Raw genomic sequence first — 23,951 nt, 5'->3', positions numbered from 1 at the left:
CCCGCTCATTCGAACGCCTCCCACAGCCGGCCGCGGTCCACCAGCAGCCAGACGATGGCCAGCCAGGTGAGGGTGGAGACGTAGAAGCGGATGTCGTTGAGCAGCATCCAGCGCCGCAGCAGGGAGCGCAGTTCTGCGTCGTCGGCGAAGTCTCCGCCCCTGATCCTGATGTTGACGGGGATGATCATGGCCTGGCCCACCACCGTCAGGACGATGATGCCGAGGAGGCAGAGCACCGCGGGAATGACCCGCACGGTGCCCCACTCCGTCCAGGCCAGGATGATGCCGGAGATGAACATCGGCGGCACCACCACCGTGAAGAACTTGGTTGCCTGGCGGGTGGGAATGCCGAAGTGCATGTCAACGTTGCCGCGGTCCAGTGACTCCCAGGTGGGGTAGAGGAAGAACTTCAGGACCCACATGGTGCCGACGTACATGGTTGCGCCGAACAGGAAATACAGCGCGTTGAGCAGCAGGAGCCAGTTCACGGAGTGCCTCCGGTGGCGGCGCCGTCCGAAGTACCCAAGGCCGTGGCGCTCCGGTCCGGCGCGGGCAGCCAGTCCTGGCCCTGGCCCATTCCCGCCACGGATTCGAGCGGGTCGCCGCCGCGGATCCGGGCGGCCTCCTCGGCGGTTGCGGCGGTCAGGAACCAGGCCTCGAAGTGGTCGTCCAGTACTCCGTGGGCTTCGGGGAGGTACGCGGTGAACACCGGCTTGTCCGCCGGCCGGAGGGCTTTGAGCGGGGCCACGCCGGGTGCATCACCCAGGACCAGCCGTGCTTTGGCCTCCCGGCCCAGTGCGATGTCGCCGGTGGCTTCGAAATAGATGTCGGACTTCATCAGCATCCCGCGGAAGGCACAGTAGTTGGATGCCGCCAGCTTGAGCGGGATGCTCATCGGCCGGGGGCGCTCAATCTCGATGAAGCAGCCGAACTTCCCGGCGTCGTCGTACTGGGCGGAGACGGCGGATTCGGTCACCAGAAAATCCAGGCTGGCCTGGTGCTTCGGCATGCCCCAGATGCCTTTTCCGCCCTTGACGGAGACTTCGCTGCTCACGGGCAGGTCCACCACGAATTGGCCCAGCCCGAACGTTTTTTGGAACGCGAGCGGCAGCAGCGGAGGTGCCGGCCGGGAGCCGTGCGTGACGGCAATCGCCAGCGAATACTCGATGTATTGGCCGATGTCGGTGGACCTGTAGTTCACCACGGTCACCACCAGGAGCCCTTTGCCGCCAAGACTGAACGGCCTGAGCTCCGTTCCCGGCAGGACGGCCGCGGCGGCCCTCTTGTCGATGGGGAAGGCCGCCATCAGCACGGGCGAGTCGTCCGAGTTGACGGGCATCGAGTACTTGATCCCGTCCACCCTCGCGTGCTGCCCCCGCAATCGTTCCTGGCGCCGTGGCACAGGGGAAGGCACCAGCCGCAGCAGGGAAGCGGCCAGACCGGTCAGTTGGTTCATCTGTTCAGCTCCTTGAGGATGACGGGATAGGTGTCCGCCCAGGCGCGGGCACCGAAAAATACGTCCAGGTGCCCGTACCCGGGCAACAGATGGAGGGAGTCCTTGCCGGGGCGGTGGCCCTGGAAGAAGGCGAAGGTCCGCTCCTGGCTTTCGGGGAGGAAGCAGCGGTTGTTGCGCCCGGCCAGGAACGAGAACCTCGCGTCCGTCTGCGGGGCTTCGGCCAGGAAGTCCGCGGGCAGCTCCGGGTGGTTTCCAGCGGCCACCATCCGCCTGGCCAGCACGCTGCGGCCCATCTCGGACAGGAAGGTGAACGGCACCTCGGCAAACTCGCCGCTGATCCAGTCGTGGGTGGCCTCGTCCAGGTTCTCGTGGGACCACAGCGCGGGCCGGCCGCTGCCGTAGGTGAAACTGACCAGCCGGCACACCAGGTTGTCGCATTCGTGGTGGGTGGCCTTAACTGTCGACCTGAGCATGCGGGAGAAGTACCCGTTGGACTTGTAGCCCCACGCCGGGGAAAGGTACGGAGTAAACGGCTTCAGCAGCTCGGCGAGGTACGAGATTTTCACGACCGACCACAGCGGAATCACCGGATGCAGCGACACGGCGTTCGAGACCACGGTGTCCACCCGGGGAAGGAGCCCCGCGACAGCCGCCATGGTGAAGGAAACGGACCCCTGGCAGTGGATCACGGCTTTGAGCGTTTCGGCGCCGGTCGCTCCCAGGACATAGTCGACGGCGGCCGGGTGGTCGTACACGGCGGCGTCCCCCAGCGTCCATGAGAGCGGTTCAAAATCGATCGACGCCCGCCAGTTCAGGAGCCAGACGTCCCAGCCGTCCTCGAGCAGGGCGTCCACCAGGGTGCGGGGCAGCGGCGGGCGGAACAGCTCGGCACGGACCCCCGCTCCGTGGACCAGCAGCACCGGACCTTTGGCCGGCGCCCCGGCGTCGGGCGGCACGGCGGAGGTGACGTGCACCAGGGTCAGCTGCATTCCGTCCCCGGCGGAAAACGGAATGACCTCCGTTACGTGGTCCGCCCGGGTGATGGTGTGGGGGCTGGTCATGACGGAAATCCCTCCCTGGCAACGGTCACCGGCGGTTCGAAGAGCCGGAGCGGCGGCAGCCCGTCCGCGGGCACCGGGCGGAGGCCGCCGTCGTCGTTTTCCTTCAGCTTCCAGTCACGGCAGATGCGGTCCACTGCCACCGGATAGACCGTGAGGTCGCCGTTTGCCGCAATCCGCATCCGGAGGAAGCCCTTGTGGTCTTCGATGGCCTGGCCGGACATGGCCCATGACGCCACCTCTCCGCTCGTGGTGCCCAGGATGAAGAAGGCGAACGCTTCGCTACCCGCCGCAAACCCGGTAAGGAACGCGACGGCGAGCACCAGCGCAAGGGTCAGGAACGGCGGCCAGTCAGCCGGCAAGGGCAGCAGGAGGACGACGGCGATTCCCGCCCCGAGCGCGGAAAGCTGCCAGAGCGCGCCGCGGACAGCCGTGAACCCCGCGCCGTGTTGCCGGCGGCCAAGCACAGTGCGGAGGGCGGCCACGAACAGCAGGAGGAACACCGGGACGGCAAACACGGCCAGCGCCATGAGCCCGCCGGCGGTCCGGAGGCTCTGAAGGCTCTCGCCAAAGGCGAGGCCGCGGAAGGCGCTGAACACGGTCCATAGGGTCAGGACAGCCACCAGGTGCCCCAGGCCGAGCGCCGAGCCGAAGCCCGGGTTCCGCACCGGCAGCCAGAACGGTGACAACGGATTGGCCAGCCGTCCGCGGAACTGCATGGAATCAGCCCGGCCCGGAAAGGTTGATGGAGCCAGGACGAAACGGCGGCCGGGGCAGGGGGCGCTGTGGTCTGTGGTGCTGCCTGTGCTGGTGCCTGTGCTGGCGCCTGCGCTGCCGGTGGGCGCCGCCGTCGGCTGATGGGCCGGAAGTGTGAGTTCCGCGGGGAGCCACCGGGCGTCCGCAAGGAAGGCGCCGCCGAGTCCGCAGGTGATGAGCTGGATCCGGCGCGGGTCGGCCCCGTCCAGGGCACCGTCCCGGGCGCCGGCAGGTGTGCCTGCCGCTGCCGCCGTATCCGCGGCCGTGTCGCTGTCCGGTTCGAGTTCCTCGTAGCGCGAATAGTGGTGCAGGTCCCCGGTGAGCCACAGCCGCACGGAAGCCCCCGTTTCCTCGAACACCCCCGTGCGGCGGTTGAAGCGGCGCCGGAGGTAATCTTGTTCGAAGAAATGGACCTGCCGGAACGCATCTGTATCCTCCGCTTCCCGCACCCAGTAGGGGGCCGCCACGCAGAGAACGACGGCGTCACCCGGCAGAAGCTGCGTGGTCATCGCGTTGTAGAAGTAATCGAGCTGGGGTTCGTCGATGTACTGTCCCAGCTGGCTGTCCAGCCCCACGAGCCACCACCCGGGGGAGTCGTCTCCGCCCGTCAGCCGCAGGGCGAAGTAGCTCCGCGTCTGGATGGTCCGCCAGCCGCCGATGTTCCGTTGCCGGGTAAACAGGCGGATGAAGGACGTCAGGCCGTCGTACCAGTCGTGGTTGCCGGGCAGGGCCAGCAGGACGCCGGCCCGGCCGGGAGAGCGGCCTCCGGGAAGTGCCGTCCGGTACGGCCCCACCATGCGGTCCTCGTATGCGGCGGGCGAAGCTACGGGGTACACCTCATCACCGCCCAGCACCAGCACCTGGCCGCGGCGAAGCGTGCGCCCGGCCACGGTGAGTGAGTCTTCGGCCAGCAACGATGCCACTGTGTATGTGGGATCAAAGCCGTCGCCGAGGTCGGCTGTGAAATCGAGCCACATCTCGGCCGGGCGGGGCGGCGTGCTTCGCAGGTCCAGGTCGCGGACCACCGGCTGGGCAGGCTGGCCGGGGACGGGCAGCCGGTCGAGGTCGAGTTCGTAGCGGGGAAAGCCGCCCTCCAGTTCGCGTTTATCGCCGAAGTCGGCGAAGACGGATGCCAGCACAACCCTCACGGCGGTCCGGCCCAGCTGGGCCGGGGCGAGCCAGCGCACGGCATCCCGGGGAGTGAAGCCAAGTCCGTTGCTGTGCTGCGCCAGCTCAGCCCGCTTCATGCCCGGTGGCCCTTCATTGCCGGCCGGAGACCTTGCCGGCGGATCCCCGGTGGGCGGTTCCCCGGTGGACGCTTCTCCGGTTGGCTGATCCCCGGTGGACGCTTCCCCGGTTGGCTGATCCCCGGTTGGCGGGGCGGCCGTACACCTGCCACAGTTCGCCGAGGAACAGCTTGCCGAAGGCGGCAAGGGCGCTCGCCGGGGCCGGGCCAACCGCGCGGAAGGTGGTCAACTGGCGGGCGAAATCCCAGGGCCGGATGTATAGCATGCCTGCCCCCGCCACCGGGTTTTTGTCCACATAACGCGAGCTTAGGGCCCCGGAAGTCCCCGTATCTGGACGAAAACTCATAGGCGCCTCGGTGGTGGGGTCCGGGCGCGGCGTGTGATCCGGGTCCGGCGTGTGGTCCGGCGGGGGTACGTGCCCGCGGAGGACGGTGACGTAGAGCGTCGTGGTGTCGCCCCAGACGTCGAGCCCGGGATCATTGCGGATGTCCTTGTGCCCCACGAAAGTCAGCGGAGTCCCGCCGGGGTCCCGCAGCCAGAGCCGGTAAAGCATCTTCCGGCCGGCCGCGCCGTCGGCCTTTCCAACCCCGTCCGGACCGCCGTCCTGGACAAAGCCGTCCTGGACAAAGAGATTGAACCAGCCGCGTTCCACGGGCAGGCGGCCACCGAACTGGTCGGCGAGGACGTAGCCTTCCGCTGCCGCCGGGTGCAGCGGATCCCGGACAAACACGTCAATGTCCGGGGCGGTGATGGTCAACTCGAACATCATCCGACGGCTGCGGTCCCGGCCCAGGCTGCGGCCGGTCTCGGGATCGGCAACTCCGGCGCTGAACCACCCGTGCATCTGTTCAGTGAAGCTGACGGACGTGGGTCCGGTGGCGGCGGCTTCGGCTTCCTCCTCGATTTGAGCCTCCTGCAGGGCTTCGCTGGCAGGCATCCCAACGGCAGGCACCCCAACGGCAGGAAGCCCGACGGCGGAGGGTCCGACGGCGCCCGGCACCCCCAGTGCCCGGCCCGCGGCCCGCGGTCCAAAGATTCTTTCTTCCTCCGGTGCCTTCGCGCCTTTGGTGGCATCCGGCACCAGTGCGCGCGGCGGGGCGACAGCGTACTCGGCAGTCCCGCCGTCGCCAGTCCCGCCGTCGGCATTCCGGTTCGGGAGGTTGGCGCTGTCCAAGCCGCCCCGCTGATTGTCGCCTGCCCGCCCGTTCAGGATCCGGTCGCAGGTGCGCTCGGCGAAGGCTGCGATGGTGAGGGCCGGATTGGCGCCCACCGGCCCGGGCATCACCGCGCCGTCCACCACGTACAGCCCGGGGTAGCCGAACACCTCACCGAAGGAGTCGCACACCCCTTCGCTGCTGTTCCGCCCGGCCGGGGCGCCGCCCAGCGGATGCACCGTGATGACGCGCTTACTCCACCAGAGCGGATTCTGCTTGAAGCTCCCGCCCAGTTCCTCGGCGATCGCGTGCATGGTGGCCTGCATCCGGCCGAAGTAGGAGGCGGAGGTGGCGAGGGTCCAGTTGATGGCCAGCCGGCCGCCCTGCAGGGTCATGACCCCGTCCGGTATGTCCCGACCCATGCCCAGCAGCGGCACCGACGACGCCGAAAGCCGTCCATCACCCAGGGCAGCCGCCAGGTCGGCGGAGATGTTGGAACGTTGGGCCTGGAACAACCGGTCCTTCAAGAGCTGGACCATCACCTTTCCGGCCCGCTTCGCCACCTGGCGGAACTGTCCGGTTTCGAGGAGCCAATTCATGAACGAGGGGTATCCGGCATCCTCGATGTAGTAACCGCGTCCCTCGCCGCCGTCGGTGGAATCGGCGGTCCGGATGGCCGTGGTGATCACCGGCCCGATGCTGCCGGAGAGCGTGCGCGTAATGCCGTCGGGGTCCTTGGCGTCCAGGACGAAGCCCAGCAGGTCCCCGTTGCCGCTAAACCGGGTGCCCAGGGCGGGGCTCAGCGCCGGCAGCGACGCCCGGTTGCGCAGCAGCAGGAACGTGGTGCCGAAGGCTCCGGCGCCGAGGATGAGCCGGCGGCAATGGATGACCTGTTCGCGCAGGAGCCCGGGCGTGGCGTCGGCCGGATCATGGATGACGTAGCGGACTTCATAGCCGCCTGCCGCAAGGGGGCGGATGCCGCGGACGTCGTGGTGGGTCCGGATGTCCGCCCCGGCAGCCTTGGCCGCGGAGATGTAGTTGTGGTCCAGGGTGTTCTTGGCACCGGCGTTGCAGCCGATGTCGCACTCGCCGGAGAGCGTGCACGTGGTGCGTACTGCCCCTTCGCCATGGACGCTTCCGTACGGGGCGGGCGGCAGCACGTGGTTCCTCACGGGTGCGGCGCCGGGCTTCGGGGAGAAGGTGACGGCGATGGGTGGCCGCGTGATGCTGAGCCCCAGGGCCCGGGCGGCGGTTTCCATGGCCAACGTCTTCGGGGTGTCCTGGTAGGGATAGGGAACGGGGCGGAGCATGGCTTCGGCGGCGTCGTAGTACGGATCGAGGTCCTGCCTGCTGAACGGCCAGCTTTCGTAGCCGCCGCCGGGCACGGGAGATTCCTGGACGAACCAGTTTTCGTCCTTGCGCAGCAGTACGTTCGCGTAGATGAGGGAGCCGCCGCCCAGCCCGCTGGAGACAATCCCTTCCAGGCCGCGAAAGGTCCAGGCGTCAAAAAGCCCGTAGAGTCCTCGGTCCGGATCCCAGAAGTTCCGGCCCATCTCGGACGGTGTCCTGGCGAAGCTCCCCGGCGGGTACGCCTTGCCCCGTTCCATGAGGACCACGGACTGGCCGCCGGCTGCCAAGCGGTAGGACGCTACCGATCCGCCAAAGCCGGAACCCACCACCACGGCGTCCACAGACTCCGCGGGATCGTCGCCGCCATTCACCACCGGTTCCACGCAATTCCCCTCGGAAGAGCAGACCCGCCGAACCACCCTGCGGCCGCGCATCTGAACGGTGCGGTACCTGCCATGGGGCGGTCAAACGCAAACCCTAGCGACATGTTCCCACTGCGGCCCGGGTCTGTCCACGGGCGGCGGAGCCGGCAGGGGCGGCGGGAGGCGCTAGACCCGGATCCGGTATCCGCGCTTGACGACGGTTTCAACCATCCGGCCGTCCGGAAGTGAGGAGCGCAACCGGCTGACGGTCATGTCCAGCGCGTGCACGGAGCCGCGCAGTTCGAGCAGGTCGGAAAGCGATTCCCGCGAGAGGACAGCGCCCTCGGCCCCGAGCAGGGCCCGCAGCAGCAGGAGCGGTGCCGGCGCCATTTCGACCGGTTCGCCATTGATCCGCAGCGACCGTCCGCGGAGCTCCACGCTGCCGGACCGGGTGTCCAGGCGGCGCACGTGGTTCAGGGCGAGATGCTCGCATACAAGCCGGATCAGGGCCCCCATCCGGAACCGTTCAGGAATGAGCGGGGACAGCCCGGCGTCGAGCAGCGGCTGCGCCGTGATGGGACCGACGACGGCGGTGGTGACCGTGGTCTTGAGGGCGTCAACGAGCTGCTTGTAGAGGCCCATCTCGTGGGCGGTGCTCCACATTGCGTCGACAGCCGGTGCGCTGGTGAAGGTCAGGACGTCCAGGTTGCCGCTGCAGGCGGCCTCGATCAGCCGCGGCAGCTTGTCCTCGCCGTCCGGCTTGACCCAGCGGTAGGGCGTAACCGTGAGGACGGTGGCGCCGGACATCTTGAGGCGTTCGAGCTGGCGGACGTCAGTGTAGCCGTGCAGCTGGACTGCCACGGTCTTGCCGCGGACGCCTTCCTTCAGCAGCATGTCCACTAGCGTGGCCGTGGTTTCGTCACTGCTGATCCCGACGTCGGCGAGTCCGGCGGCGCGGACGGCACCGCGCGCCTTCGGTCCGCGGACAAACATCCGGCAGGCAGCGAGGGTCTCCAGCAGTTCGTCGCCGATGCCCGAAGCGTCGGCCGCCTCGCACCAGCGGCGCATGCCGTAGGCGGTGGTGGCGATGCAAAGATCGGGCTTGGCAGCGATGATGGCGCGGGTGTCATCGATGAGGCGCATGTCCTCCTGCACCGGCGCGATCTTCAGCGCAGGCGCGTGCAGCACCTCCGCTCCGCGCCGTTCCAGGGCCTCGATCAGGTCCTGGGAACGCCGATGCGACGTCACGCCGATCCGGAACCCCTCCAGGGGCGCGTCCGGGCCGTCGGCAGCAGGGGAGTCCTGCGGGCCGGAAGCCGCGGGAGCCGTAGCGGGGGCAATAGAGTTCAAGGCGCTCATGGTGTTACTTTCACGATCCCATCAGTGACGCTGCGAGGCGGTCGAGATCGGCCGCCGCCTCGGCGTGCCCGCGGTTGGCTTCAGCCACCCGCACCACCTCGCCGATGACAAGCACTGCCGGGTTGGTGCAATCGGCGGCCGCTGTGACAATCGTACCCAGCTGGGCGATGGTGGTGCGCTGTCCGGGGCGGTAGCCGCGTTCGACGACGGCCATCGGCATGTCTGCCCGCATGCCGGCCCGCCGCAGTCCGGCGGCCAGCTGGTGCAGTGTTCCGATGCCCATGAGGACCACGATGGTCCCGCCCAGCCCGGCGAGGTGGGTGAGCTCCTTCTCGGTCAGCGGTGCGTGGCCGGACACCACGGTGAACATGTGGCTGACTTCGCGGTGCGTCACCGGAATTCCGGCGGCCGCCGGAACGGAGATGGCGCTGGTGACGCCGGAGATGACCTTGACCGGTACGCCGGCTGCCACGCAGGCTGCCACTTCTTCGCCGCCGCGGCCGAATACGTAGGGGTCGCCGCCCTTGAGCCGCACCACGTTGTTGCCGGCCAGCGCGCTTTGCACCATGAGCTTCTCGATGTCGCCCTGGCTGACTTTGTGGTGGCCGGGCTGCTTTCCCACATCCACCAGCTCGGCCGAGGTCAGGGACGGCAGCTCCTGGTAGGGTGCGAGCCGGTCGTAGAAGACGACGTCGGCATCGCGCAGTGCCTTGACGGCGGCCACAGTCAGCAGCTCGCTGACGCCGGGGCCGCCGCCCACCAGGGTCACGTGGCCGACTGCGCCTGCGGCGGATTCCATCGAAACCGGGATGCCGGCTTCCCGGCACCGGTCCAGCAGTGCGTCCCAGCCGGGCTGGGCGTCGTCGACGGCGGCCACGAGGAACAGACGTTCGGGCAGCGGTCCGTCGGAGCTTGCGCCCTCCGGGGTGCTGAGGCGGGAGACGACGGCGCCGGCAGCCTGGTAGCGGCGGACCGCCTGCCGTGCGGCGTGGTCTGAGCCGGTGACCAGGACTTCACGGCCGGTGAGATCAATGCTGAGCTGCATGGCTATACCTCGTTCTCGTCAATCAGTTCTCAGTGGAGGGCCGCATGGGGATGGAAGAGCCGATCAGGACCTTTCCTTTCTCCTCAGCCGTGGCGGGGCGCATCTGGCCGCGCTCGTCCGGGACGAAGGTGATGGAGTCATCCTTCTGGTCCGGAGCGTTGACGAAGGAGCGGAACCGGCGCAGGCGCTCGGGATCCTTCAGGGTGTCGGCCCATTCGTCAATGTAGGTGTCGACGTGCTTGGCCATGGCTGCCTCAAGGTCCTCGGCAATGCCCAGGGTGTCCTTGACCACCACGTCCTCCACGTGCTTGATGCCGCCGTCGAGCTCTTCCTGCCAGCGCGCGGTGCGCTGCAGGCGGTCGGCGGTGCGGATGTAGTACATGAAGTAGCGGTCGATGTACTTGATCAGCGTCTCGTCGTCGAGGTCCTTGGCCAGCAGCTGGGCGTGGGCCGGGGTGGCACCGCCGTTGCCGCCGACGTACAGGTTCCAGCCGTCAGCCGTGGCGATCACGCCGACGTCCTTGCCGCGGGCTTCGGCGCATTCACGGGCACAGCCGGAGACGCCCATCTTGAGCTTGTGCGGGCTGCGGAGGCCGCGGTAGCGCAGTTCCAGCTGGATGGCCATGGCCACCGAGTCCTGGACACCGAAGCGGCACCAGGTGGAACCGACGCAGGACTTCACCGTGCGCAGGCTCTTGCCGTAGGCCTGGCCGGATTCGAAGCCGGCGTCCACCAGTTCCTTCCAGATCTCCGGCAGCTGCTCCAGCCGGGCACCGAACATGTCGATGCGCTGTCCGCCGGTGATCTTGGTGTACAGGTTGTACTTCTCGGCCACGGCGGCGATGACGCCGAGCTTCTTCGGGGTGATCTCGCCGCCGGCGATGCGGGGGACCACCGAGTATGTGCCGTCCTTCTGCATGTTGGCGAGGGCGCGGTCGTTGGTGTCCTGCAGGGTGCCGCGGCCGGCATCCAGGACGTAGGCGCTGTTCTGGCTTGCCAGGATGTTGGCGATGGTCGGCTTGCAGATATCGCAGCCGGCGCCGGTGCCGTACTTGGCCATGATCTCTTCGAAGGAGGTCAGTTCCAGGACGCGGATGGCGTCGAACAGTTCCTGGCGGGACAGCTCGATGTGCTCGCACAGGGCCTTGGAAACTTCGACGCCGGACTTGGTAAGTTCCGTTTCCAGGAGCTTCTTGAGCATCGGCACACAGGAGCCGCACTGGGTTCCGGCGCGGGTGCAGCCCTTGAGTTCGCCGAGTTCCTGGACCGGTGCGTTGCCCTCGCAGGCGCCGCAGCCGTTGATGGCGTCACGGATGCTTCCGGCGGTGACGTTGTTGCAGGAGCACAGGGTGGCGTCGTCCGGCAGTTCCGTTTCCGGGGCGTCGCCGCCTCCGGCCGCGCTGAGGAACGCGCCGGGTTCGGCCGGAAGTTCGCGGCCGAGGAGCGGACGCAGGCTCATGTACGGTGAGGCGTCGCCCACGAAGATGCCGCCCAGCAGGGTCTTGGCGTCATCGGTGGTGACAATCTTCTGGTAGACGCCGCGGGCGGGGTCGGCGTAAACAATTTCGAGGGCGTGCTCGGTCTTGGCAAACGCGTCGCCGAAGCTGGCAACGTCCACGCCGGACAGCTTCAGCTTGGTGGCGGTGTCGAAGCCGGGGAAGGTGGCATCCCCGCCATGCAGGCGGTCGGCCACGATCTCCGCCATGGTGTTGGCCGGGGCAACAAGGCCCAGGCACATGCCGCCGAAGTTGGCTACTTCACCGATGGCCCAGATGCCCGGTACTTCGGTGGCGCAGTAGTCGTTGATGACCACACCGCCGCGCTGGCCCAGGCTGAACAGCTGTTCCTCGCCCTCGGCGGCGCGGAAGAGTTCATCGCGGGGCCGGACGCCGATGGCGACAATCACCATGTCGGCGTCGATGATGCGCCCGTCGGCCATGAGGACGCCTGTGACCTGGCCGTCGCCGTCGGAGAGGACTTCCGACGGGAAGACGCCGCCGTGGACTTCAAAGCCCTTGGCCTTGATGAGCCGGCCCATTGCCTGGCCCGCTCCTTCGTCCAGCTGGGTGGCCATCAGCCACTGCGAACCGTCGATGACGATCGGCGTTGCACCGAGCTGCTCCGTGCCGGCGGCCGACTCGAGGCCGAGGAGGCCGCCACCGATGGTGACGGCGTTGACCTTGCGGCCGAGCTTTTCCGTCAGCTCGGCGATGGCCTTGTTGATGGCCCAGACGTCTTCAAGCGTGCGGTAGACGTGGGTGAGCTCGGCGCCCGGGATCGGCAGGCGGGCCGCATTCGAACCGGTGGCGACCACCAGTTCGTCGTATTCAAAAGTGTTGCCGGCAGCGGTTTCCACCGTCTTGGCTTCGGCATTGATCTTGACCACGCGCTCGCCGGTCTTCAGGTCCATGGAAGCGTGGTCCCACATGGCGGCCTCACCCAAGGTGAGGTCATAATCCATATCGGTGAGGGCCTTCGAGAGAGCTACGCGGTCGTAGGGGAGGTGCGCTTCCTCGGTGAGGACAGTCACATGCCAGCCTTCAAGGCCACGGGCATGCATTGCATCCGCAAAACGGTGGGCCGCGGGGCCGCCGCCGGCGACCACGATGCGGCGTGGTGTCTTTGTGCTTGAAGTCTGTCCGGTCACTGTGGGCCTTTCGCATGGGGCGCAGCGGTGATCTGCGACCATCTCAATCGAGGTGTCCATCCAGACTAGGCAAGGGCAGTTTCGCTTCAGTTTCCCTTATGTTTCGTGAACTTAACTTCTGCATCACGAATGGATTTCCGGACAGGTGAGTTGCCTTTTACGTGCCGGACACATTGACTGCACGCTGTTGAAACACCGCAGCCCTAGCTTGGTGATGTGGCCGCGTCGGCGGTCCGGGCCCGCTGCGCATCCCAAGAGCGCCGGGCCGCAAGCAATGCGAGAGGGGCCGGAAATGACCGCAATACTTGAACTTGACCACCAGACCGCCGGATTTGCAACGGGCTGGAACCGTGTTTGCGCCGTGGAGGAACTGGAGCTGGCATGGGGTGAGGCTGCACTGATCGCCGGCCGCCAGGTGGCGCTGTTCCGCACCGCGGCCAGCGAGGTGTTCGCCGTGGCGCAGGAAGATCCCGCCACCGGGGCGCACGTGATGGCACGCGGCATTGTTGGCTCGCGCGGATCGCGCCCCACCATTGCATCCCCGCTGCACAAAGAGGTCTACGACCTGGAAACCGGCGAATGCTTTGGCACCGCCGGACTTCGCCTCCCCACGTTCCCGGCCCGTGTCGTGGACGGCTTCGTCGAAGTCGAGCTCTAACCTACAGCCCCAGGGCCTCCCGCACGTCCCCCAGAACGCCGTCGAGCGCTGCCCGGGCCGCCTGCCGCGCTCCGGGCAGCTCTGCAGCGGAGCCCACGCTTTGAATGACCTCCAGGTAGCACTTGAGCTTCGGCTCCGTGCCGCTGGGACGGATGATCACCCGGCTGAGATCCTTCGTCAGGTAAAGCAGGCCGTCCGTCGGCGGCAGGTTTTCACTGCCCTCGGCCAGGTCCCGGAACGCTTCGACGGCGGATCCGCCAAATGATTCCGGGGGATTGACCCGGAGCCGGTTCATCATGGCGTCCAGCAGGCCCAGGTCCGCCACGCGGATGCTGAGCTGGTCGCTGGCGTGCAGACCGTGCACCAGGTACAGCTCGTCCAGCGTGTGGAAGATCGTCTTGCCGTCCGCCTTGGCCGCAGCTGCGAGTTCCGCGATGAGCACCGCCGCCGAGATGCCGTCCTTGTCCCGGACGAGTTCGGGTGCCACGCAATAGCCCAGTGCTTCCTCGTAGCCGTAGAGCAGGCCGGGAACGCGGGAAATCCATTTGAACCCGGTGAGGGTTTCCTCGTGGGCATACCCGGCCGCAGCGGCAATCCGTGCCAGCAGCCGCGAGGAAACAATCGAGTTCGCGAAGACGCCCTGGGCCGTGCCCGCAGTGCCGCCCGCAGGGCCCTCACTGCCGGCGGCAAGCCTGGCCACAACGTGCGCGCCCAGCAATGCGCCCACCTCATCACCGCGTAGCATGCGCCACGCCCCCGAATCCGGGTCCTTGGCTGCCACGGCTGCGCGGTCGGCGTCGGGGTCGTTGGCCAGCACAATGTCCGCGCCCACACGGGCTGCCGTTGCCAAGGCAAGGTCCAGCGCGCCGGGCTCCTCGGGATTGGGGAAGTTCACGGTGGGGAAGTCAGGGTCCGGCTGCGACTGCTCTGAGACCAGGGTGACGTCCCCGAATCCGGCGGCGTTCAGCACGGAAACGGCGGTTTCTCCACCGACGCCGTGCATGGGCGTCAGGACAATTTTCAAGTCCCGGGCCGGGAACTGCCTGGAAAGGGCCAGGCCAGCCACCGCTGCCTGGTAGTCCGCTGCGATGGACGGCTCAAGCACGGTCCAGCCCGCAGGCGCCAGCTTGATCGATTCCACCGTTCCCACGCGGCCAATTTCCGCGGCGATCCGCTCATCGTACGGTGCCACGATCTGCGCGCCCCGGCCGCTGTTCTCCACCGCATGCCGGCCGAGGTACACCTTGTAGCCGTTGTCCTGGGGAGGGTTGTGGCTGGCCGTGACCATCACGCCGCCGTCGCAGTCCAGCGCCCGGACGGCGTAGGCGAGCAACGGCGTGGGGAGCGCCTGCGGCATCAGGAAGGTTTCGATTCCTGCGGCCGTGAAGATGGCCGCCGTTTCCTCGGCGAAGATATCGGAATTGTGCCGGGCGTCGTAGCCGACGACGGCGCGGGGTGCGGTTCCGGGAGCGGCTTCCCCGACGGCGGCGGTCAGGAAAGCGGCGAAACCGGCGGCTGCGCGCCGGACAACCACGCGGTTCATCCGGTTGGGGCCGGGGCCAAGCTCCGCGCGCAGCCCTGCCGTGCCGAACTGCAGTGTTCCGCTGAAGCTGTCCGCGAGTGCCTGACGGGCGGAGGGAACTCCGTCCTCGGAAAGCCGGATCAGTTCGGCCAAGGCTGCGGAAGTGGCGGGATCCGGGTCCTGGGCGGCCCAAACCCGGGCATCGCTCAGCAACAGCGGAAGTTCGGCATCGGAAGACGTCATAGGAACAAGCTATCGTCTAACCGCAGCAAAGCGCTGCGCGGGAAGCACCCAAACGCATCCTTGACACCAAATTTTCCGGACAAGTAGTGTCTGAAAAATGAAGATGGGGCAGGGCGTCGAGTGGGCCCTGCACTGCTGCGTCGACATGTCCTGGGCGCCCCCGGGAGAGGCGGTCAACAGCGGCCGGCTGGCGGAGTTGTACCAGCTCCCTGCTGCCTATCTGAACAAGCAACTGCAGGCACTGGTACGGGCTGGCATTCTGTCCTCCGTGTCGGGACCGCGCGGGGGCTTCCAGCTGGCGCGGCCGGCGGAAAAAATTACCGTGCTGGACGTGGTCCTGGCCATTGAAGGTCCGGAACCGGCCTTTCGCTGTGATTCGATCCTCGCTAACACCCCGGGAGCGGATCCCGGCGCAGACTACCTCCGCAGCTGCCTGGTGTCCCAGACCATGCGGCAGGCCGAGCTTGCGTGGCGGCAGACGCTGTCCCGGCAGACCATTGCGGGCATTGCCGCCTCACTGGAACGGAAGTTTCCAGGGTCGCGGGTGGGCACGCTTCGCCGGCTGATGCCCGCCAGGAACCACAGGTAAAAACCCGGCGGGCAGCAGCGGTAAGCTGCTGTCAGAGCTTGGCGATGATGTCCGCAAGCAGCCTGGAGATGCGCGGACCGGCGGCATGCCCGGCTTCCAGGACTTCCTCGTGGCTCAGCGGCACGGGGCTGATGCCGGCGGCAAGGTTGGTGACCAGTGAGATGCCGAAAACCTCCATGCCGGCATGCCGGGCGGCAATGGCTTCCAGCGCTGTGGACATGCCGACGAGGTCGGCCCCGATCCGTTTGGCATACTGCACCTCCGCCGGCGTTTCATAATGCGGGCCGGTGAACTGCGCGTACACGCCTTCATCGAGGGACGGGTCAACGTCGCGGGCCAGTTTCCGGATTCGGGCGGAGTACAGATCTGTCAGGTCAACGAAGGTCGCGCCTTCCAGTGGTGAGGCGGCGGTGAGGTTGATGTGATCTTTGATGAGCACTGGAGTGCCCGGGGCCCAGCTTTCGTTGAGGCCGCCGCAGCCGTTCGTGACCACGAAGGTCTTGCAGCCTGCCGCTGCAGCCGTCCGGACTCCGTGCACCACGGCGCGGACCCCCTTGCCTTCGTAGTAGTGGGTGCGGGCGCCGAGCACCAGGGCGCGCTTGCCCTCCCTTGTGAGGACCGACCGGATGGTTCCCACGTGGCCTTCCACGGCAGGCGGGGAGAAGCCGGGGACCTCGTCCGCGGACAGCGTGGCCGTCGTTTCGCCGATCAGCTCCGCGGCCTCGGCCCAGCCTGAGCCGAGCACCAGCGCGACGTCGTGGCTGTCGACGCCCGTCTCCTCCGCAATGTAGTCGGCGGCAGCGCGGGCTGCGTCAAAAGGGTCCGTGTTCAGGAATTCTGTATTACTCACTGATACAAGCTATCGTGCCCGCGATGCCCTGCCCAGCAGTGGCGCAGCTCCCTGTTATTGGTGTGCGGCCGCCGATGGGTAGAGAATAGATCATTGTGACTACGCATCCGGATTTCAGCTCGCCTCGCATCGCAATTCTCGGCGGAGGGCCAGGCGGCTATGAAGCCGCAATGGTGGCCGCCTCGCTAGGGGCGCAGGTCACCATCATTGAGCGTGCGGGCTTGGGCGGCTCCGCGGTGCTGACCGACGTCGTACCTTCCAAGACCCTGATCGCGACGGCGGATCTGATGACCCGCGTTAGCGGTGCCGGGGAGCTGGGGGTCAAGTTCGACGTCGACGGCGGGGACTTCGTTCCGGTCATGCGCGCCGATCTCAAGCACATCAACGACCGCCTGCTCGGCCTCGCGCGCCAGCAGTCCCGCGACATCCAGACCGGCCTGGAGCACCAGAATGTCCGTATCCTCAATGGTTCCGGCAAGCTCGTGGACAACCACACCCTCGAGGTCCTGACCGCAGAAGGAACGGAAACCGTCGAGGCGGACGCCATCCTTTTGACTGTCGGAGCGCACCCGCGGGAACTGCCCACGGCACGGCCCGACGGTGAACGGATCCTGAACTGGGCACAGATCTACAACCTGGATGAACTGCCGGAGGAACTGATCGTGGTGGGCTCCGGCGTGACGGGCGCTGAGTTCGCCTCCGCATACAACGGCCTGGGCTCGAAGGTCACCCTGATCTCCAGCCGCGACCGGGTGCTTCCCGGCTCCGACACGGACGCCGCCGAGGTGCTGGAAGAAGTCTTCGAACGCCGCGGCGTGAAGGTGCTGTCCCGCTCGCGCGCCGAGACCGTGGAACGGACCGACGACGGCGTGATGGTCACCCTCGGTGACGGCTCGAAGGTCAGCGGCAGCCACTGCCTGGTGTGTGTGGGCTCCATCCCCAACACGGCGGGCATCGGCCTGGAGGAAGCCGGCGTGGCGCTGACCGAGAGCGGCCACATCAAGGTGGACGGCGTCTCCCGCACCACAGCCCCGAACATCTACGCCGCCGGCGACTGCACCGGCGTCCTGGCGCTCGCCTCGGTCGCCGCCATGCAGGGCCGCATTGCCATTGCACACTTCATGGGCGACCAGGTGACACCCATCAAGCTGCACCAGGTGGCGTCCAACATTTTCACGTCGCCGGAGATCGCCTCCGTGGGTGTCTCGGAGGCCGAGATCGAGTCCGGCAAGTACCAGGGCGACATCATCAAGCTCTCCCTGAAGAGCAACGCCCGGGCCAAGATGCGCAACGTCAAGGACGGCTTCGTCAAGATCTTCGCGCGCAAGGGATCAGGGACCGTGATCGGCGGCGTCGTGGTCGGGGCGAACGCGTCCGAGCTGATTTTCGCGATCGCCATCGCGGTGAAGCAGAAACTGCACGTCGACGACGTCGCCAGCACCTTTACGGTGTACCCGTCACTCAGCGGTTCCATTTCTGAAGCGGCCCGGCGCCTGCACGTCCACATGTGATGTGCGGGGGCCGGGTTGCCGGCTGCTCATCCTGGCGGCGACGAGGAACAACAGACCGCTGATCAGCGGAACCACGCTGATCGCGGAGAGGGCAACCACTCCGGATAGGCTGCCAAGCGCTGAAAACCCGAGGGGTCCGAGGCCGAGAGTGACCAGCAGCCACCCCGCGGCGGCAGTCCGGTCCAGCCCCAGGACGGCAGCCGGAAACGCGAGGACAAGAACTGCCACCGCGCGGACAGGGCCGTTGGCGTTCTCGAACTCCCGCCACGACGCGGAGTCCAGGGCGAACCACACGCCGGCGAGGACCAGCAAGGCGGTCAGCACCGCCAGCACGCGGGCAGCCCATGCGGGGCGCAGCCAGGCAAGCACGGCGAGCGCCGTCATGGGGACAGCCCAGGACAGCACCAGCAGGAATCCGTCGGCGCCCCCCGGATCGGCCAGGGCGAAGCCGCTGATGAACGTGCCGGCGAGGACCATGAAGGCGGCCATAATGCCCGCTGCGGTCCAGACCAGCGCGCGGACCCGGATTGAACGGTCCGGCTGCCGCATCCACACCGTCCCCATGACGGCGGCAGCCACAAGGAGTGCGGCCGCGGCCAGGTAGATCGTAACGGCGAACATGGCAGCCCTCCTGCAGACGCACGGACCGTAGCTTCCATGACACGCAGGGGTGCAGTCCGAAGGCAAGGGGCCTAAGTCCCGCAGGGGAGCCGGTATCCAGTTTCGGCGGCCCGCCTCACCTCACCTCAGGCGGCGGCTGCCGCCTGGAAGTGTTTTTCGATGATGTCCTTGATGTCGGAGTGGCAGCCGCCGCAGCCGGTTCCTGCGCGGGTGGCGCCGGAAACCTCGGCCACGGTTGAGCAGCCATCGACAACGGCGTCCTCGATCTTCGTTCCGGTGACCCCCGCACAGCGGCACACGGTACGCCCGGGGTCGCTGGCGCCGGCGGCAGCCAGCTGGTCCGGTCCGTCCAGCCGCAGCAGCAGGGACCTGTCGGCGGGGAGCTCATCGCCACGCTCGAACAGGGACACGAGTTCCGCCGCGGTGCGGGGCATGCCCACCACCACCAGCCCTTCCAGCACGCCGCCGCGCGTCGTCATCTTGACGTAGCGGCCGTGCTCGGGGTCAGCCCACTGGGCAACCTGCAGCCGCGGGCGGCTGCTGACCGCGCCGGCCATCAGGATCTCGTCGTCCCACGGGTCGGCAGTGTTGTCGCCGGCCACGGCCATGTTCATGCCGCGGGCCTTGAGGACGATCACGCCCGGCTTTTCCATCGGCAGCTCAGGAAGGAGCTCCGCTGCTTCCACCGGCCCGGCCTCAACTGGTCCGTCACCGGTACCCTCGGCTGAACACTCGGCAAGGAGCGTGAGGTACTCGGCGAGCCACTCGGCTTGGCGCCAGCCCGGGCCAACCAGCCCGGACGGCCCGCGGGCTGCCCGGCAATCACTGCAGGACGGGTCCGGGCAGCGGACTTCGGCGCAGTCGCCGATCGCGAAAATGTGCGGCTCGTGGTGGGCCCGCAGCTTGTGGTCCACGAGGATGCCCGAGGCCGTGGACAGCCCGCAGCCCTCCGCCAGCTCCACGCGCGGACGGACGCCGCAGGACAGTACCAGCAGATCGCCGTCGATCGCTGACCCGTCGTCGAGCAACAAGGCGGAGAAGCCGCCGCCGGGAGCGTTGTGTTCAACGCCGGTGGAGCGCGCATTGCCGGCCATGCGGACGCCGCAGTTGCGCAGGCTGGCGGCCAGCACCGCACCGCCGCCGCGGTCGATGTTGCGGCCCAGCGGATGCGCTCCGTTATGCACCACGGTGACAGTCGCCCCCTCTTCGGCGGCGGCCAGGGCCGTCTCAAGTCCGAGGACGCCGCCGCCCAGCACCACAACGCGCTTGCCGCCGGCAACGGCCTCACGAAGCACCTCGGCGTCGCGCAGGTCGCGCAGGGCCGTTACGCCGGCGGGCAGCACGGGCGCCGCCGGATCCGGGTTGATTCCGGTGAGGTTGGGGATTACCGGGCGCGAGCCCGTCGCGAACACCAGCCGGTCGTAATGCGGGGTGCTGCCGTCGGTGAGGACCACCTGCTGGCGGGCGCGGTCCACCCGGCGGACGCGGACGCCGAGCCGGACGTCCACGCCGTCGGCGATCAGCGCCGCAGCGTCGGAGAGTGCCAGCGCACCGGCAGTGGTGCGCCCGACGCCGAGGTCGGCCACCAGCACGCGGTTGTACGCGGCGTCGGCCTCCTCGCCAATGACCGTCAGGCGGGCCAGTCCGCTGCGCACGGCGGGCAGCAGTTCATCGACCAGCCGTGCGGCAACCGGACCAAAGCCAACAATTACAATCTGCTCACTCATGAGGCCTCCGATGTTGTCTGAAGAACGCTGTTCTGAAGTCCGTCCGCGGCCACCCGCACCCACACCTTGTTGAACTTGAATTCGGGCATCCCGGAAATGGGGTCCGTGGCGGCCTCCGTGAGGCGGTTGGCACTTTCGAGTTCGGGGAAGTGGAACGGCAGGAAGACCGTCTCCGGCCGGATCGCCGTGCTGAGCTCGGCGCGGCAGAGCACCTCGCCGCGTTCGTTGGCCACCGAGACGAATGAACCGTCGGTGATGCCCATAGAGGCAGCCGCTGCAGGGTGGATCTGCATCCTGGCCTCCGGCTGGGAAGCCAACAGCTCGGATACGCGGCGGGTCTGCGCCCCGGACTGGTAGTGCTCCAGCAGGCGGCCGGTGATGAGCGTCATGCTCTTGGCGCCCTGGCCTGTCATGTCCGGGCCGGGGTTCGCGGCAGGAGTACGACGGCGGCGCGGCGCCACCGGGGTCATGACCGCCTTGCCGTCGGCATGCGCAAAGCTGTCCAGGAAGAGCCGCGGCGTGCCGGTGCTGCCGGCGGGGTAGGGCCAGTAGGCGGCTTCGCCGCGGTCCAGCATGGCGTAGTCGATCCCTGAGTAGTCAGCGAGACCGCCGGCGGAGGCCAGGCGCAGTTCCTCGAACACCGTCTCCGGATCCTCGCTATAAGTGGACGGAGCCTCGAGCGCTTCGGCGAGCCGGGCCATGATCCATAGTTCGCTCCGGGCACCTGCCGGCGGCTCCAGTGCGCGGCGGCGGCGCAGGACGCGCCCCTCGAGGTTGGTCAGCGTGCCTTCCTCCTCGGCCCACTGCAGGACCGGGAGGATGAGGTCGGCTTCGGCCGCCGTCTCGGAGACGAAGAAATCGCAGACCACCAGGAAGTCCAGGCTGCGAAGCCCGTCGATGACGGCGTTGGCATCGGGGGAGGCCACGGCGATGTTGGAGGCGTGCACGAAGAGGCAGCGGACCCCGTCGGGCTGTCCCAGGGACTTCAGGAGCTGGACGGCGGGGAGGCCGGGGCCGGGAATCAGGGATTCCGGCACACCCCACACCTTGGCCATGTGCGCGCGGGCAGCGGGGTCGGTGATCTTGCGGTAGCCGGGGAGCTGATCGGCCTTCTGGCCGTGCTCGCGGCCGCCTTGCCCATTGCCCTGGCCGGTCAGCGTGCCGTAGCCGCTGCGCGCCGAACCCGGCAGGCCCAGCAGCAGGCTCAGGTTGATGGCGGCGGTGGCGGTGTCCGTTCCGTCCACGTGCTGTTCCACGCCGCGGCCTGTGAGGATGTAGCTTCCGCCCCGGGTGGCACCGTGGGCCAGCCTGCGGGCCGTCTCGCGGATCATGTCCGCGGGCACGCCGGTCAGGGACTGGACGCGTTCGGGCCAGAAGGCGTTGACGCTGCGGGCCAGGGCTTCGAAGCCGCTGGTGCGCGCCTGGATGAATTCGGTGTCCGCCAGACCTTCGTGGATCACCACGTGGGAAAGGCCCAGCAGGAGGGTGAGGTCCGTGCCCGGCAGCGGCTGGAGGTGGAGGCCGCCGCCGTCGGACGTGAACGCCGCCGTGGCTGAGCGGCGGGGATCCACCACAATCAGCCCGCCGGCGTCGCGCACTCCCTGGAGGTGCTGCACGAAGGGCGGCATGGTCTCGGCAACGTTGGAGCCGAGCATCAGGATGGTGCTGGCGGTGTCCAGCGCCTCCAGCGGGAACGGCAGCCCGCGGTCAACGCCGAACGCCCGCATCCCGGCCGCGGCCGCTGAGGACATGCAGAACCGGCCGTTGTAGTCGATCCTGGATGTGCCCAGGGCAAGCCGGGCGAACTTCCCCAGCTGGTAGGCCTTTTCGTTGGTCAGGCCGCCGCCGCCGAATACGCCGACGGCGTCCGCGCCGTAGCGGGCGCGGGTGTCCTTGACCGCAGCAGTGATGAGCTTCAGGGCGTCATCCCAGCTGACAGGTCGGTGGACGCCGTCGGAGCCCTTCAGCATGGGCTCGGTGACACGCCCGGGGTGGCTCAGCAGCCAGGCCGATGTCCAGCCCTTCCGGCATAGGCCGCCCCGGTTGGTGGGGAAGTCGCGTCCGGACACTTCCAACACGGGTGCATCCAGTTCCGGCGCTGCCTGGTTTGGCGCAAGGTTTGCGGCCGGAGCCGGCACGGGGTCTGACCCCGGCTGGGTAGCCGGGGTCAGACCGGTTGCGGCAGGGGCCGCCGGGGACTTCAGCGTCATGGCGCACTGCAAGGCGCAGTAGGGGCAGTGCGTATCGGCGCTTTTGGTCATGTTAGACGTGTCCCATCGCATTTCGGTTGGCGTTGCGGATGTAGCAGAACCAGCACACGGCCAGCATCAGCACATAGGCTCCGACGAAGCCGTAGAACGCCGGGGTGTAGGAGCCGCTGGCGGTGTTCGAGGCGTTCAGCACCTGCGGGATAACGAATCCGCCGTAGGCGCCGATGGCGGAGATGAGTCCAAGGGCCGAGGACGCCAGCCGCTGGGTCTGCACTGAGCTGGCGCCCTTGCGTGCGGCGCGGCTGTTGGTGGCGAAGATGACCGGGATCATGCGGTACGTGGCGCCGTTTCCGAAGCCGCTCGCGGTGAAGAGCATGAGGAACAGGGCCAGGAAGAGCCAGAAGTTCTTCAGCGGCAGGGTCCAGATCATGGTGAGCGTGATGACCGCCATGGAGGCAAAAGCGGTAACCGTCATGCGGGCGCCGCCCATCCGGTCCGCCATGCGTCCGCCGTACGGGCGGGCCAGCGAACCGACCAGCGGGCCGAGGAAAGCCAGGGAGAGTGCGACCGTTCCCACTCCGATGGAGGAGAAAGCGGGGAAGTAGTCCTTGATGAGCTTGGGGAACACACCGGCGAAGCCGATGAATGAGCCGAAGGTGCCGATGTACAGCAGCGCCATGACCCACAGGTGCGGTTCCTTGAGCGCGGCCACGGATCCGGCCACATCGCCCTTGGCGCTGGTGAGGTTGTTCATGTACTTGAAGGCACCGAACGCGGCAAGCAGGATCAGCGGGACCCACATGAGGCCTGCGACGGGGAGGTTCACCGTGCCGGCGGCCAGGACCGTGATGGCGATCGGAACTGCGAGCTGTGCAATGGCGGCGCCGAGGTTTCCGCCGGCGGCGTTCAGGCCGAGCGCCCAGCCCTTTTCGCGGGCCGGGTAGAAGAACGTGATGTTGGCCATGGAGCTGGCGAAGTTGCCGCCGCCGAAGCCGGCAAGGGCAGCGACCAGGAGCATGACTCCGAACGGTGTCTCCGGGTTGGAGACGCACAGCGCGAGCCCGGTGGAGGGGATCAGGAGGAGCAGCGCCGAGACGATGGTCCAGTTGCGGCCGCCGAACTTGGGAACCATGAACGTGTAGGGGATGCGGAGTGTGGCACCCACCAGGCTGGGCATGGAGATCAGCCAGAAGATTTCAGAAGTGGAGAACGTGAAGCCTGCTGCCGGGAGCTGGACCACCACGATGGACCAGAGCTGCCAGACGACGAAGCCGAGGAATTCGGCGAAGATGGACCAGTTCAGGTTCCGGCGGGCGATGGAGCGTCCGGCTGATTCCCACTGGTCCTTGTTCTCCGCATCCCAGTTGGCGATCCAGCGGCCGGGGCGGATTTCAAGGGCGGGGGCGTCAGCGGTGCGGGTAGTGCCGGGCTGTGCGCTGGATGATGTGGCAACGCTCCCGTGCCACGGTTCGGAGCCAGTTTCAGGGGAATTGCCGGCTCCGGCATCTCCGTTGCGTTCAACAGTCACGGTGTACCTCCTTGGGGGGTTTGTTGTCCTTCCACGGTAGAGACGGCGCGTTTCGTGA

At 67.7% G+C, this 23,951-nt stretch carries 17 protein-coding genes; 3 read left to right on the top strand and 14 right to left on the bottom strand.

The features are described from left to right. Positions 1–5 precede the first annotated feature (5 nt). The 8 genes from J7I92_RS09345 to nirB all read right to left on the bottom strand — a co-directional run bounded on the left by J7I92_RS09345 (position 6) and on the right by nirB (position 12,434). Positions 6–488, bottom strand: a complete 483-nt coding sequence (locus J7I92_RS09345; protein ID WP_214839742.1) for a DUF1772 domain-containing protein — start codon at positions 486–488, stop codon at positions 6–8. Further along, complete coding sequence (locus J7I92_RS09340; protein WP_214839736.1) at positions 485–1,456, bottom strand: acetoacetate decarboxylase family protein; 972 nt, start codon at positions 1,454–1,456, stop codon at positions 485–487. Before J7I92_RS09340 ends, J7I92_RS09345 begins: the two co-directional genes overlap by 4 nt. Beyond that, on the bottom strand, positions 1,453–2,517 hold the full coding sequence (locus tag J7I92_RS09335) for an alpha/beta fold hydrolase (RefSeq protein ID WP_214839735.1): 1,065 nt from the start codon (positions 2,515–2,517) through the stop codon (positions 1,453–1,455). The genes J7I92_RS09340 and J7I92_RS09335 overlap by 4 nt, the downstream gene beginning before the upstream one ends. Continuing rightward, entirely contained in the window at positions 2,514–4,517 is a 2,004-nt protein-coding gene (locus J7I92_RS09330) for a hypothetical protein (RefSeq protein WP_214839733.1), read from the bottom strand. The genes J7I92_RS09335 and J7I92_RS09330 overlap by 4 nt, the downstream gene beginning before the upstream one ends. A 13-nt stretch (positions 4,518–4,530) precedes the next feature. Beyond that, complete coding sequence (locus tag J7I92_RS24360) at positions 4,531–7,404, bottom strand: GMC oxidoreductase (RefSeq protein WP_214839731.1); 2,874 nt, start codon at positions 7,402–7,404, stop codon at positions 4,531–4,533. A 165-nt stretch (positions 7,405–7,569) separates the two neighbouring features. Continuing rightward, complete coding sequence (locus J7I92_RS09320) at positions 7,570–8,742, bottom strand: uroporphyrinogen-III synthase (protein ID WP_214839723.1); 1,173 nt, start codon at positions 8,740–8,742, stop codon at positions 7,570–7,572. 10 nt (positions 8,743–8,752) lie between these two features. After that, positions 8,753–9,787 carry a uroporphyrinogen-III C-methyltransferase gene (gene cobA / locus J7I92_RS09315; RefSeq protein WP_214839721.1) on the bottom strand — a complete coding sequence of 345 codons (1,035 nt, stop codon included), beginning with the start codon at positions 9,785–9,787 and terminating at the stop codon, positions 8,753–8,755. Between the two features lie 22 nt (positions 9,788–9,809). After that, positions 9,810–12,434, bottom strand: coding sequence for a nitrite reductase large subunit NirB (gene nirB / locus J7I92_RS09310; protein WP_214839719.1), 2,625 nt, complete (start codon positions 12,432–12,434; stop codon positions 9,810–9,812). A 292-nt stretch (positions 12,435–12,726) separates the two neighbouring features. Here nirB and nirD point away from each other — a divergent pair, with 292 nt between their 5' ends. After that, positions 12,727–13,092: a nitrite reductase small subunit NirD gene (gene nirD / locus J7I92_RS09305; protein ID WP_214839717.1), complete on the top strand. Its 366-nt coding sequence runs from the start codon at positions 12,727–12,729 to the stop codon at positions 13,090–13,092. A 1-nt stretch (position 13,093) separates the two neighbouring features. Here the strand turns inward: nirD and J7I92_RS09300 are convergent, their stop codons facing one another. Further along, positions 13,094–14,857 (bottom strand): phospho-sugar mutase, encoded by a 1,764-nt coding sequence (locus tag J7I92_RS09300; protein WP_214839715.1) that lies wholly within the window; start codon positions 14,855–14,857, stop codon positions 13,094–13,096. Between the two features lie 97 nt (positions 14,858–14,954). Here J7I92_RS09300 and J7I92_RS09295 point away from each other — a divergent pair, with 97 nt between their 5' ends. Next, the gene (locus tag J7I92_RS09295; RefSeq protein ID WP_214839707.1) at positions 14,955–15,446 is read left to right on the top strand and encodes an Rrf2 family transcriptional regulator; all 492 of its coding nucleotides are present in this window, start codon (positions 14,955–14,957) and stop codon (positions 15,444–15,446) included. Positions 15,447–15,477: 31 nt separating this feature from the next. Here J7I92_RS09295 and J7I92_RS09290 read toward each other — a convergent pair whose 3' ends face one another. Beyond that, a complete protein-coding gene (locus J7I92_RS09290; protein ID WP_214839704.1) occupies positions 15,478–16,296 on the bottom strand; it encodes a purine-nucleoside phosphorylase in 819 nt (272 codons plus the stop codon). 95 nt (positions 16,297–16,391) lie between these two features. Between J7I92_RS09290 and J7I92_RS09285 the strand changes: the two genes are divergently transcribed. Beyond that, complete coding sequence (locus tag J7I92_RS09285; RefSeq protein ID WP_214839702.1) at positions 16,392–17,807, top strand: NAD(P)H-quinone dehydrogenase; 1,416 nt, start codon at positions 16,392–16,394, stop codon at positions 17,805–17,807. Here J7I92_RS09285 and J7I92_RS09280 read toward each other — a convergent pair. From J7I92_RS09280 to J7I92_RS09265, 4 genes are all read right to left on the bottom strand, one after another. Continuing rightward, the gene (locus tag J7I92_RS09280) at positions 17,754–18,428 is read right to left on the bottom strand and encodes a hypothetical protein (RefSeq protein ID WP_214839700.1); all 675 of its coding nucleotides are present in this window, start codon (positions 18,426–18,428) and stop codon (positions 17,754–17,756) included. The two genes, J7I92_RS09285 and J7I92_RS09280, sit on opposite strands and share 54 nt — an antisense overlap. A gap of 125 nt (positions 18,429–18,553) precedes the next feature. Then, a complete protein-coding gene (locus tag J7I92_RS09275; protein ID WP_214839699.1) occupies positions 18,554–20,155 on the bottom strand; it encodes an FAD-dependent oxidoreductase in 1,602 nt (533 codons plus the stop codon). After that, on the bottom strand, positions 20,152–22,416 hold the full coding sequence (locus J7I92_RS09270; RefSeq protein ID WP_214839697.1) for a molybdopterin oxidoreductase family protein: 2,265 nt from the start codon (positions 22,414–22,416) through the stop codon (positions 20,152–20,154). The genes J7I92_RS09275 and J7I92_RS09270 overlap by 4 nt, the downstream gene beginning before the upstream one ends. Position 22,417: 1 nt before the next feature. Further along, entirely contained in the window at positions 22,418–23,893 is a 1,476-nt protein-coding gene (locus tag J7I92_RS09265) for an MFS transporter (protein WP_214839695.1), read from the bottom strand. Positions 23,894–23,951 lie beyond the last annotated feature (58 nt).

Origin of the sequence: Arthrobacter sp. ISL-72, assembly GCF_018613755.1 — a bacterium.
Classification (GTDB): Bacteria; Actinomycetota; Actinomycetes; order Actinomycetales; family Micrococcaceae; genus Arthrobacter.
The sequence above is the reverse complement of the archived record's forward strand: the minus strand, read 5'-3'. Positions and strand labels throughout refer to the sequence as shown.

Excerpts from the sequence above, each read along its gene's own strand:
- J7I92_RS09340 (WP_214839736.1), bottom strand. The coding sequence starts at position 1,456 with ATGAACCAACTGACCGGTCTGGCCGCTTCCCTGCTGCGGCTGGTGCCT.
- J7I92_RS09335 (WP_214839735.1), bottom strand. The coding sequence starts at position 2,517 with ATGACCAGCCCCCACACCATCACCCGGGCGGACCACGTAACGGAGGTC.
- J7I92_RS09330 (WP_214839733.1), bottom strand. The coding sequence starts at position 4,517 with ATGAAGCGGGCTGAGCTGGCGCAGCACAGCAACGGACTTGGCTTCACT.
- J7I92_RS09320 (WP_214839723.1), bottom strand. The coding sequence starts at position 8,742 with ATGAGCGCCTTGAACTCTATTGCCCCCGCTACGGCTCCCGCGGCTTCC.
- cobA (WP_214839721.1), bottom strand. The coding sequence starts at position 9,787 with ATGCAGCTCAGCATTGATCTCACCGGCCGTGAAGTCCTGGTCACCGGC.
- nirD (WP_214839717.1), top strand. The coding sequence starts at position 12,727 with ATGACCGCAATACTTGAACTTGACCACCAGACCGCCGGATTTGCAACG.
- J7I92_RS09300 (WP_214839715.1), bottom strand. The coding sequence starts at position 14,857 with ATGACGTCTTCCGATGCCGAACTTCCGCTGTTGCTGAGCGATGCCCGG.
- J7I92_RS09295 (WP_214839707.1), top strand. The coding sequence starts at position 14,955 with ATGAAGATGGGGCAGGGCGTCGAGTGGGCCCTGCACTGCTGCGTCGAC.
- J7I92_RS09280 (WP_214839700.1), bottom strand. The coding sequence starts at position 18,428 with ATGTTCGCCGTTACGATCTACCTGGCCGCGGCCGCACTCCTTGTGGCT.
- J7I92_RS09275 (WP_214839699.1), bottom strand. The coding sequence starts at position 20,155 with ATGAGTGAGCAGATTGTAATTGTTGGCTTTGGTCCGGTTGCCGCACGG.
- J7I92_RS09270 (WP_214839697.1), bottom strand. The coding sequence starts at position 22,416 with ATGACCAAAAGCGCCGATACGCACTGCCCCTACTGCGCCTTGCAGTGC.